The organism is Cryobacterium sandaracinum (genome assembly GCF_004403415.1).
GTDB classification, from domain to species: domain Bacteria; phylum Actinomycetota; class Actinomycetes; order Actinomycetales; family Microbacteriaceae; genus Cryobacterium; species Cryobacterium sandaracinum.
In genome coordinates, this window is sequence record NZ_SOGO01000044.1 from 35,145 (window position 1) to 45,668 (window position 10,524).

The following is a 10,524-nucleotide window of genomic DNA, read 5'->3' on the forward strand; positions in this document are numbered from 1 at the left end:
GATCGTTAGGCTGACAGAGTGAAACCGAGCATGCCCCTGTTCCGTCGCGGCTCATCCGTGACGAGCCAGCTCGGCCTCAGCGATCGCATTTTCTCGACCGCCCAGGACCGTGGCCTCGCCGCGGGCATCGACGGGGGAATCGACCAGGTCGAGGCCAGTCTGCTCGCCGAAGTGACCTTTGCCGACGAGATCGCGAACGTCACCAGCCGCTACCTGCTCAACGCGGGCGGCAAGCGCGTGCGCCCCATGCTGGCGCTACTCACCGCCCACCTCGGCAGCGGCAACCACGCGGACGTCATCACCGCGGCCACCGCGATCGAGATCACCCACCTGGCCTCGCTCTACCACGACGATGTGATGGACGACTCGGACAAACGCCGCGGGGTGCCGAGCGCGCAGACCGTGTGGGGCAACTCGGTGGCGATCCTGACCGGGGATCTGCTCTTCGCCCGCGCCAACCAGCTGATGGCACGGCTGGGCGAACGGGCCATCCGTTTGCAGGCCGACACCTTCGAGCGCCTCGTGCTCGGCCAACTACACGAGACCGTCGGTGCGCAGCCCGGCCAGGACCCCGTGGAGCACTACATCCAGGTGCTCGCCGACAAGACCGGGTCGCTGATCGCGGCGGCCGCCCAGGCGGGCATCATCTTCTCCGACGCCCCCTCCGAGTTCGAAAAGCCGGTGATCGCGTTCGGCGAGAAGATCGGCGTCGCCTTCCAACTCATCGACGATGTGCTCGACCTCTCCCCGCAGCCGGAGGAGACCGGCAAGGTGCCCGGCACCGACCTGCGCGCCGGGGTGGCCACCCTCCCGCTGCTGCGCCTGCGCGAGCGCGCCCCGCACGACGCCGACGCCGCCGCCCTGCTCGAACGCCTCGAACGCGACGTGATGGCCAGCAACGGCGTCGCGACCGCTGCGGCGGACTCCGCGATCACCGCGCTGCGCGAGCACGACGTGACCGGGCAGACCCTCGCCGAGGCGCACGGCTGGGCGCATGACGCGGTCGAAGCCCTCGCCCCGCTGCCGGACGGCTCGGTCAAGAAGGCCCTCACCCGTTTCGCCGACACGATCGTTGAACGATCAAGCTAGAAAGGCTTCCATGACCAAGTTGCGATTGGCCATTGTCGGCGCGGGACCTGCGGGTATCTACGCCGCCGACATCTTGCTCAAGGCGGAACGGAACTTCGAGGTTTCGATCGACCTGTTCGACCACCTGCCGGCACCCTACGGGCTTGTGCGCTACGGCGTCGCCCCGGACCACCCCCGGATCAAGGGCATCATCACGGCCCTGCGCGATGTGCTCGACCGCGGCGACATCCGCGTCTTCGGCAACGTGCGGTTCGGTATCGACATCACCCTCGACGATCTGAAGAAGCACTACAACGCCGTCATCTTCGCGACCGGGGCCGTGCGCGACGCCGACCTGGACATCCCGGGCATCGACCTGGACGGGTCCTACGGGGCCGCCCGGTTCGTGAGCTGGTTCGACGGGCACCCCGACGTGCCGCGCTCCTGGCCGCTGGAGAGCCAGGAGGTTGCCGTCATCGGCAACGGCAACGTGGCGCTCGACGTCGCACGTATGCTCGCCAAGCACGCCGACGACCTGCTGAGCACCGAGATTCCGACGAACGTCTACGAGGGACTCAAGGCATCGCCGGTGACGGATGTGCACGTGTTCGGCCGCCGTGGACCGACCTCCGTGAAGTTCACCCCGCTGGAGCTGCGGGAACTCGGCGACCTGCCCGATGTGGACATCGTCCTCTACGACGAGGACTTCGACTACGACGATGCCGCGCGGGACGCCGTGGCCAGCAACAAGCAGGTCTTCGTGATCGACAAGGTTTTGAACAAGTGGCGGGAGCGCCCGGCCGGCACGGCCAGCCGCCGCCTGCACCTGCACTTCTTCGCCAAGCCCGTAGAGATCGTCAACGACGGCGAGGGCCGGGTCGGCGCCATCCGTTACGAACGCACCACCCCCGACGGGCAGGGCGGCGTCGTCGGCACCGGCGAGATCCGCCAGCTCCCGATCCAGGCCGTCTACCGCGCCGTGGGTTACTTCGGGTCGCCGCTGCCGGGCGTTCCCTTCGACAGGAAGCACGGCGTGATCCCCAACCGGGAGGGGCAGGTTCTCTGGAAGGGCGACCCATCGTTCGGATCGAAGAGCGCCAACACGCAGCTGTACGGCGTCTACGCGACCGGGTGGATCAAACGCGGACCGGTCGGGCTGATCGGGCACACGAAGTCCGACGCCATGGAGACCGTGCGGCACCTGATCAACGACCTCGGCAACTGGTGGCGCCCGGATTCGCCCTCGGAGCAGAGCATCGTGGACCTGCTCGACGAGCGAGGGGTGCAATACACGAACCTCGACGGCTGGCACCGGCTCGATCAGCACGAGCTCGCGCTCGGCTCCGACGAGGGTCGCGTGCGGGTCAAGGTCGTTCCCCGCGACGAGATGGTCACGATTTCCCGCGGCGTGAGGTAGACGCGCGTGGCGCCCTGGCTGTCGATTGTCGCCGGTCTGGTCGGCGCCGCACTCGGGGTTTTCCTGACCGGGATTGCCGAACGGATGCTGCGCATCCGCCGCCGCTTCGCCTGGCCGGTGCGTGCCGCGGTGACCGTGTCGACCGGCCTGCTGGTCGCCCTGGTCGTGTGGGAGTTCGGGGTCGGGTGGGAGCTGCCGGCGTATCTGTACCTGGCACTGATTGCCGTGGTGCTCAGCGTCGTCGACATCAACGAGAAGCGTCTGCCGAACGCGTTGGTCTACCCCTCGCTGATCGTGCTGCCGATACTGTTGACGCTCGCGGCGGCGGCAGCCGGGGCCTGGCAGGCCCTGCTCGGGGCCTTCCTTGGGGGTGCCGCGCTGTTCGCGTTCTATCTCGTGCTCGCCCTGATCTCGCCCGGCGGCATTGGCATGGGCGACGTGAAGCTGGCCGCCGTGATCGGCCTTGCGCTCGGCTACCTGGGCTGGACCCCGTTTCTCGTCGGTGCTTTCGGCGCCTTCCTGATCGGCGGCCTGGTCTCGTTGGTTGCCCTGACGCTTCGCCGGGTGACCCTGCGGGGCTCCATCCCGTTCGGGCCGTCCATGCTCGCCGGGGCCTTCCTGGGCGTGCTGTTTGCCTGAATTTTCCCCCCCGGCGGGGGCCAGGACGTTCGCTGAAACGGGGCTACGGTGACGCTGTCACCGACCCTACGGCGAGTTCGCTTCACCCGAGGAGTACCTGTGTACCCGAATCTTCCTGCCCGCGGCGCGCCCGGAGACACCTCCCGCGCGATTCCCTGAGCCACTCGAACTGACCGGCCCGAACCCGAATGACGGCCTCGCTCGCGACAAGCCCACGTCGCGAGTCATTGTCATGCCGCTTTCGGATTTCATCTAGCGCTCATTCAGCTACCCCTAAGACAGGGACCCCCCTTTTTGGGGCGTAGTGAGGTTTTCTCGACGAACGTAGCTTGTGGTCATTCGCTCGGCCGACCTGGCCGGCCCACACAGAACGGAAAACCCGAGATGAAGTTCTACACCAAAATTCAGGCCCTCATGAACAGCCTGCGCACCGACGAAGAGGGCGCCACCGCAGTGGAGTACGGCCTCATGGTCTCGCTCATCGCCGTCGTCATCATCGGCGCTGTCGGCGCAATCGGCCTCGCCCTGACGGGGATGTTCAATGGCGTTGCGGTCGACCTCGGCGGCACCCCCGGCTAACCGACGCGAGCCCGGCGGAGACTGACCGCCAGAACCCCGTGCGCCGGCGGCGGCTTGCCAAGGCGAGCCGCCGCCGCCCGCACTCACCCCCGACTTTCACCCGCAACGCCAGGCCTACCCGAAGGGGCCACCAAATGATGCGTTTCCTCCATCGACGAGGCGAACGCGGCGCTGCCGCCGTGGAGTTCGCGCTCGTGCTGCCCATTCTCCTGCTGCTGGTGCTCGGCCTCATCGAGTTCAGCCGGCTCTACAACATTCAGATTTCGCTGTCCAATGCGGCCCGCGAGGGCGCCAGGAACATGGCGATTCACGACAGTCAGTCGACGGCTAAGGCCGCGGCCATCGCCGCCGCCCCGTCAATCAGCCCGAGCATGTCGGGCGGCCAGATCTCGATCACGCCCGCGGCGTGTGCCGCCAACCAGGCCGTCACGGTCACCATCACCTACAACGTGTCACTTCTGACCGGTTATTTCGGCACCACGCTTCCCCTGACCGGCAAAGGAGTCATGCTATGCGGTGGTTGAATCGTGGGCTTCGTTCCGAGCGCGGTGCGAGCGCTGTGATGGTCGGTATCCTGCTCGTGCCTCTGCTGGGGTTCGTGGCGATTGCAGTCGATGTCGGGGCCCTCTACGCGGAGCGCGCACAGCTTCAGAACGGCGCGGATGCCGCTGCCCTCGCCATCGCCCGCGATTGCCAAGACGGTGTCTGCACCGATCCGGCCGGCGCCGCCGCGCGCTTCACCAACGACAACGCGAATGACGGCGCCGCCAACGTGCTGGCACCGAGCATCAGCATGGCTAACAAGACCGTGACGGTCTCCGACAGCACCCGCGTCGCCGGCACCAATGCAGGGGCCATCAGTCACCCCTTCGCCCGGTTCATCGGCATCGACCCTACGACCGTGGGCGCGACCGCCACGGCGCAGTGGGGCGGCCCGGGGTCCGGCCCCGTGCTCGCGCTCGCGCTGTCCTGGTGCGAGTTTCAGGAGTCGTTGGCGGCGTCGGGCAAACATGTGACCATCCGCACCGACACCAACAAGATCTGCAAGCACGCTCCCTCAGCGGAAGTCATCCCCGGGGGATTTGGTTGGCTTGACAACGCCAACGCCTGCGTGGCGATCGTCAACTTGAGTCTCAACCTTGACGCGGCCGGGCAGCTCTGGGTGGGCAGCGACGCCGGCGGGAGTGTGAACACCGACTGCAAGTCGAAGCTGGAAAGCCTCAAGGGCACGACGGTGCTGGTGCCGATCTATGACCGCGTTCGTGGCACGGGAACCAACGCCGAGTATCGCATCTTCGCCTTTGCCGGGTTCACCATCACCGGCTGGAACTTCCCGTCCACCAAGGTCCTCGATCCACTGGCCCCGCTCTGCCCCGCCGCAGCCCCAACAGCTCCCAAGGCTCCCAAGGACCCCAAGGCCCCTAAACCCTGCGATGAAAGCGACAAGAGCAATAACTGGAACGGCATCCAGGGCTACTTCAATAAATGGGTCTCCATCGACGGGGCGTTCGGACTGGGCGGGCCTCAACTCAACGCAACCAGCGTCAACCTAATCAAGTAGGAGCTGCAATGAAAACCCGACTCATTGGCGCGATCCTCGCGATCGTTCTGGCCATCGTTGGCACCGTCGTGCTCACCGGTTACGTGAACGGCGCCGACGCGCGAGCAGCCGACGGCGCCGAGTTCGTATCGGTCTACCTGGTCGCCGATGAGATCCCAGCCGGCACCGAGGCGAGCGCGATCACCGACCTCATCACCGCGAAGCAGATCCCGGCCCTCGCCGCGGTGCCGGGCCGGGTGACGAAGCTGAGCGACCTGGAGGGCCTGGTGGCGGACACCGCACTGATGCCCGGCGAGCAGCTGCTCGAGTCTCGCTGGGTGACGCCCGCCACGCGGGCGGCCAGCGGAGACGTCGCACTGCCGGAGGGAATGCAGGCGGTCAGCATCGCCCTTCCCGTCGAGCGGGTGGTCGGCGGCACGATCAAGCCGGGCGACACCGTCGGCGTCGTGATTTCCGCCACCATCAAGGGCGCTGACGGCGCCGAAGACACGCCAATCAGCCGGCAGGTCTTCCACAAGGTGCTCGTCACCGCGGTACGCGAGGGAACCAGTACGCCCCCTGCCGACGGAGCGGACGCGGCAGCCGAGGCAGCCGAGACCGTCATGGTCACTCTCGCTCGGCCGACCGCAGATATCCAGAAGTTGGTTTGGGGCAAGGAATTCGGCAGCGTGTGGCTCACCATCGAGCCGAAGACGGCTGATGAGACCGGTTCAGCGGTCGTCGACGGAAGCGTCGTGTTCCAATGAGCCGCCCACGACTGAGCCCCTGGCGTGACGGGGTGCTGGGGTCGGTAGCGCAGACGGCCTCGGCCGTCGGACCCGGCGACGAAGCCCGGGATGGCAACCCGGGCGAGATCGGGCTAGCGGATGTCACCGCACTCGACGACCGGTCGGCAGCCGATGAGCAGGAACCGTCCACCCTCGAACCCCCCACCCTCGATCCGCCCACGACCGAGGGGACTCCGGAGCCGGAGGTCATCCCGCGCCAGACCATCGCGGTGGTGGCCGCCAAGGGCGGTGTCGGCAAGACGACGATCGCGACCAACCTGGCCGTCGGCCTCGCCAAGCTGGCCCCGCTGTCGGTGGTGCTCGTCGACGCCGATGTGCAGTTCGGGGACGTGGCCATGGCCCTGTCGCTGACACCCGGACGCTTCCTGCCCGATGCCGTCACCGCCGTCGCGGCCAACGACGCCATGGTGCTCAAGGCCTACCTCACCCCGCATCCGGACGGCTACTACGTCGTGTGCGGCGCGGAGTCGCCGGCCGACGGGGACCGGGTCACCGGCGAGCAGCTCGGTCACCTGATTCGCCAACTCGCCGGGATCTTTCGGTTCGTGATCATCGACACGGCGCCCGGCCTGGGTGAACACGCGTTGGCCGCCCTCGAGGCTGCCACAGACGCCGTATTCCTCTGCGACATGTCCGTGCCGGGTGCGCGCGGCCTGCGCAAGGAGCTCGCCGTTCTCGCCACCATCGGCATCATGCCGCCGGCCCGTCATGTCGTGTTGAACTTCGCCGACCGGGTGAGCGGGCTGAGCGTGAAGGACGTCGAGGCAACGATCGGTGTGCCGGTGGACGTCGCCGTTCCCCGATCGAGCCTGGTGACGCTGTCCACGAATCGTGGCATTCCGCTGCTCCAGAACGGAAAGAAAAATCCAGCGTCGGCTGCCCTCACGGACTTGGTGCGCCGATTCGACCCCAGCGCGTCACTCAAACGCGGTCGCTTGCATCGAAGGGTGGTTGTCGCATGAAACTGACCGACCGAGTGGAGGCGGCACGCCGCGATGGTCCACTGCACAAGCTCGACAAGAAGACCGGCAACGGCAACCTCTCTGCATCGAGGGCGGTGACGGACTTTGCCCTTCAACCCTCCACCGAGGCCACAGCTGCACCGGAGGCAGAGGCTCCCGCTCCGGAACCCGCGCCCATCCCGGCGCCGCCGCTTGACCCACTGGCAGAACTCAAGGAACGGGCGGCACAGGAACTCTTCGGCCGTATCGGCACGCGCCTGAACGACCCGAGCCTGAGTGAGGAACAGCTGCACTCGTATGCCAGGGCCGAACTCGGCAGCATCGTCGCCGCCGAACAGGTTCCGCTCAGTCCGGAGGAGCGCACCCGGCTGATCGCCGAGATCGGTGCCGACGTGCTCGGGTTCGGCCCGCTGGAGGCACTGCTCGCCGACGTCGGCGTGACCGAGATCATGGTCAACGGCCACGAGCAGATCTTCGTCGAGCGTGACGGCCAGCTCAGCCGCAGCGCTGCCCGCTTCACCAGCGAGGCCCAGCTGCGCCGGGTGATCGAGCGCATAGTGTCGAAGGTCGGGCGCCGCATCGACGAGTCGTCGCCGCTGGTGGACGCGCGCCTCGCCGACGGCTCGCGGGTGAACGCGATCATCCCGCCGCTCGCGGTCGACGGCTCCTCGCTCACGATCCGCAAGTTCGCGCGCGAACCTTTCACCGTGAACGACCTGGTCGGCTTCGGCACGCTGAGCGCCGAGATGGCCCAGGTGCTGGATGCCTGCGTGAAGGCCAAACTCAACATCATCGTCTCCGGTGGCACCGGAACCGGGAAGACGACGCTGCTCAACGTGCTCTCCGCCTATATCCCCTCCAATGAGCGCATCATCACCATCGAGGACGCGGTGGAGCTGCAGCTGCAGCAGGACCATGTGATCCGGCTGGAATCCCGGCCGGCCAACATCGAGGGTAAAGGCGAGGTCACCATCCGTGACCTCGTGCGCAACTCCCTCCGGATGCGGCCGGACCGAATCGTGATCGGCGAGTGCCGCGGTGGCGAGAGCCTGGACATGCTGCAGGCGATGAACACCGGGCACGAGGGATCGATCTCGACCGTTCACTCGAACTCGCCGCGCGACGCGATCGCCCGGCTCGAAACCCTCGTGCTGATGGCCGGAATGGACCTGCCGCTGCGCGCCATCCGAGAGCAGATCTCGTCGGCGATCGATGTGATCATCCAGATCACCAGACTCAAGGACGGCACCCGTCGGGTCACGCACGTGACGGAGGTCCAAGGCATGGAGGGTGACATCGTCACCCTGCAGGACGCCTTCGTCTTCGACTACAGTGCCGGCGTCGACGAGGCCGGACGCCTGCTCGGCCACGCGGTGGCGACCGGGGTGCGGCCCCGGTTCGCCGACAAATTCCGGGACCTCGGAATTCCGTTGTCCCCGAGCGTGTTCCAGGCCAACCTCGTCACCCGGAGCCAGAGATGAATGAGCTGGCCCTCTACGGAGGAATCGCCGCCGCGCTGATCGCCCTGTTCGTGATCGTCTTCCTGGTGATCGCACCACCACGGCCCCGGGTGCCGCTGGAACGCCGTCGAGCGCCGGGTGCGGTGGACACGTCGACCCTCACCCGGGTGACCGACCGCACGGTCGAGGCCATCGAGGGGGCGATCCTTCGTCGCGGCCGCGCGCCGTTCACCGCGGAGGAACTGGAACAGGCCAGCATCCGGATGCAGCCGTCCGGCTTCGTGCTCATGGTGCTCTCGACGTCGACCGTGCTGGCCCTGACCGGCCTGCTCTTGGGAAACGGCACCTTCTGGGCGATACCGCTCCTGGCGACCTTCGCGGCGCTCGGCCCGATCGGCGCGAAGGCGTTTCTTCACGTGCGTGCGGGGCAGCGTCGCGCAAAGTTCGCGGAACAGCTCGACGAAACCCTTGCGCTTCTGGCCGGCGGCCTGCGGGCCGGTCACAGCCTGCTGCGGGCGGTGGACGCGGCCTCCCAGGAGACGCCGTCGCCGTCGGCGGACGAGTTGGCTCGGGTCGTGAATGAGACTCGCATCGGCCGGGACCTCGGTGATGCGCTCGACAACACCGCCACCCGGATGCGGAGCGAGGACTTCCAGTGGGTGGCGCAGGCGATCGCCGTCAACCGTGAGGTCGGCGGCAACCTGTCCGAGGTGCTCGACCGGGTGGGCCACACCATCCGGGAACGCAACGAGATCCGTCGCCAGGTGAAGTCGCTCGCCGCCGAGGGAAAGATGTCAGCCTGGGTGCTGATCCTCTTGCCGATCGGGGTGTTCACGTTTCTGCTGCTGACGCAGCCGAACTACTTCGCCGGCTTCTTCGGCAGCATCTGGGGCATCGCCGCCCTGGTCGTCGCCGCCATCCTGCTCGTCGCCGGCTCATTGTGGATGATGGCCGTCGTCAAGGTCAAGTTCTAGGAGAATCCAGTGCCTACACTCATCGCAATGCTTGCCTCGCTGGCCGTTGCCGGCGGATTCGCGGTCCTGGTCGGCATCCTCGTCGGCGGTCGCGCTGGCAAGCCGATCACCGACCTCGGGGATGCAGGTCTAAACCTCGTCGGGACGACCGCAACGCGCGTCAGACGGGGTCGAACGATGCGCGAACTGGCTCCCCGAGGGTACCTCGGGATGCTCGACCGCAGGCTGGCGCTCGCCGGTCGGCCCCCGGCCTGGACCATCGACAAGATCCTCATCGCCAAGCCGCTCGCGGGCACGGCCGGTGCGCTCCTGGCGCTCCTGTGGATCAGCGGGGACCCGGTCCCGACGCGATTCGTGCTCGGTGCGCTCCTTGTGGTTCTGTGCTTCTTCGTGCCCGACCTTCTCCTGATCAGCCGCGGGCAGGAACGGCAGGAGAAGATCCAGAACGCCCTGGCCGACACCCTTGACCAGATGACGATCGCCGTGGAGGCCGGCCTCGGCTTCGAGGCCGCCATGGCCAAGGCGGCGACGAACGGCAAGGGGCCGCTCGCGGAGGAATTCATCCGCACCCTGCAGGACATGAGCATCGGCCGCACCCGAACGCACGCCTATCAGGCGCTCGGCGACCGCACCTCGTCATCGGACCTGCGCCGGTTCACCCGGTCGGTCATCCAGGCCGACACCTACGGCATCGCGATCGCGGACGTGCTCCGGGTGCAGGCCGGGGAAATGCGCCTGCGCCGCCGTCAGCGCGCCGAAGAGAAGGCGATGAAGATCCCGGTCAAGGTGCTCTTCCCACTCATCTTCTGCATTCTGCCGGTGCTGTTCATCGTGCTGCTCACCCCAGCCGTGCTGAGCATGATCGAAGCGTTCTCCTGAACCTCGCCGGAGCCGAACGCGCCCCTAACGAATTCGACGGGGATTCTGCTGTAAAAGCACGCTTTGAGGCACTTCCGCGGCGAAATCGGCAAAATCTCGGCTCCCCTGCTGTATCCGTGGGTGTTTCGGAGCGCCTTAACGGCCGCACGCCGCTTCCTGTCTAGGTTTCTGACTGTCAAAGGAAAGAAACTTTATAG

The 10,524-nt window shown here is 67.1% G+C and carries 11 protein-coding genes; all 11 read left to right on the forward strand.

Annotation, left to right across the window (positions count from 1 at the left end):
* Positions 1-18 precede the first annotated feature (18 nt).
* The 11 genes from E3T25_RS16445 (at position 19) to E3T25_RS16495 (ending at position 10,327) form a co-directional block, all read left to right on the forward strand.
* A complete protein-coding gene (locus tag E3T25_RS16445) occupies positions 19-1,089 on the forward strand; it encodes a polyprenyl synthetase family protein (protein WP_369827960.1) in 1,071 nt (356 codons plus the stop codon).
* 10 nt (positions 1,090-1,099) lie between these two features.
* Entirely contained in the window at positions 1,100-2,485 is a 1,386-nt protein-coding gene (locus tag E3T25_RS16450) for an FAD-dependent oxidoreductase (protein ID WP_104100706.1), read from the forward strand.
* A 6-nt stretch (positions 2,486-2,491) separates the two neighbouring features.
* Positions 2,492-3,124 carry a prepilin peptidase gene (locus tag E3T25_RS16455; protein ID WP_241980926.1) on the forward strand — a complete coding sequence of 211 codons (633 nt, stop codon included), beginning with the start codon at positions 2,492-2,494 and terminating at the stop codon, positions 3,122-3,124.
* Positions 3,125-3,508: 384 nt separating this feature from the next.
* On the forward strand, positions 3,509-3,703 hold the full coding sequence (locus tag E3T25_RS16460; RefSeq protein WP_104100708.1) for a Flp family type IVb pilin: 195 nt from the start codon (positions 3,509-3,511) through the stop codon (positions 3,701-3,703).
* Between the two features lie 134 nt (positions 3,704-3,837).
* Positions 3,838-4,227 carry a TadE/TadG family type IV pilus assembly protein gene (locus E3T25_RS16465; RefSeq protein WP_241980927.1) on the forward strand — a complete coding sequence of 130 codons (390 nt, stop codon included), beginning with the start codon at positions 3,838-3,840 and terminating at the stop codon, positions 4,225-4,227.
* Complete coding sequence (locus tag E3T25_RS16470) at positions 4,215-5,264, forward strand: TadE/TadG family type IV pilus assembly protein (protein WP_134375457.1); 1,050 nt, start codon at positions 4,215-4,217, stop codon at positions 5,262-5,264. The genes E3T25_RS16465 and E3T25_RS16470 overlap by 13 nt, the downstream gene beginning before the upstream one ends.
* Positions 5,265-5,272: 8 nt before the next feature.
* Complete coding sequence (cpaB, locus tag E3T25_RS16475; RefSeq protein ID WP_158250254.1) at positions 5,273-6,010, forward strand: Flp pilus assembly protein CpaB; 738 nt, start codon at positions 5,273-5,275, stop codon at positions 6,008-6,010.
* On the forward strand, positions 6,007-7,014 hold the full coding sequence (locus E3T25_RS16480; protein WP_134375459.1) for a CpaE/TadZ family protein: 1,008 nt from the start codon (positions 6,007-6,009) through the stop codon (positions 7,012-7,014). Before cpaB ends, E3T25_RS16480 begins: the two co-directional genes overlap by 4 nt.
* Positions 7,011-8,495, forward strand: coding sequence for a TadA family conjugal transfer-associated ATPase (locus tag E3T25_RS16485; protein ID WP_134375461.1), 1,485 nt, complete (start codon positions 7,011-7,013; stop codon positions 8,493-8,495). The genes E3T25_RS16480 and E3T25_RS16485 overlap by 4 nt, the downstream gene beginning before the upstream one ends.
* Entirely contained in the window at positions 8,492-9,448 is a 957-nt protein-coding gene (locus tag E3T25_RS16490; RefSeq protein ID WP_241972955.1) for a type II secretion system F family protein, read from the forward strand. The genes E3T25_RS16485 and E3T25_RS16490 overlap by 4 nt, the downstream gene beginning before the upstream one ends.
* A gap of 9 nt (positions 9,449-9,457) precedes the next feature.
* A complete protein-coding gene (locus tag E3T25_RS16495) occupies positions 9,458-10,327 on the forward strand; it encodes a type II secretion system F family protein (protein ID WP_241980928.1) in 870 nt (289 codons plus the stop codon).
* The last annotated feature ends 197 nt before the right edge of the window (positions 10,328-10,524 follow it).

Bases quoted from the DNA above. Each gene is read 5' to 3' on its own strand.
- cpaB (WP_158250254.1), top strand. From the start codon at position 5,273: ATGAAAACCCGACTCATTGGCGCGATCCTCGCGATCGTTCTGGCCATC.
- E3T25_RS16480 (WP_134375459.1), top strand. From the start codon at position 6,007: ATGAGCCGCCCACGACTGAGCCCCTGGCGTGACGGGGTGCTGGGGTCG.
- E3T25_RS16490 (WP_241972955.1), top strand. From the start codon at position 8,492: ATGAATGAGCTGGCCCTCTACGGAGGAATCGCCGCCGCGCTGATCGCC.
- E3T25_RS16450 (WP_104100706.1), top strand. From the start codon at position 1,100: ATGACCAAGTTGCGATTGGCCATTGTCGGCGCGGGACCTGCGGGTATC.
- E3T25_RS16470 (WP_134375457.1), top strand. From the start codon at position 4,215: ATGCGGTGGTTGAATCGTGGGCTTCGTTCCGAGCGCGGTGCGAGCGCT.
- E3T25_RS16485 (WP_134375461.1), top strand. From the start codon at position 7,011: ATGAAACTGACCGACCGAGTGGAGGCGGCACGCCGCGATGGTCCACTG.
- E3T25_RS16460 (WP_104100708.1), top strand. From the start codon at position 3,509: ATGAAGTTCTACACCAAAATTCAGGCCCTCATGAACAGCCTGCGCACC.
- E3T25_RS16465 (WP_241980927.1), top strand. From the start codon at position 3,838: ATGATGCGTTTCCTCCATCGACGAGGCGAACGCGGCGCTGCCGCCGTG.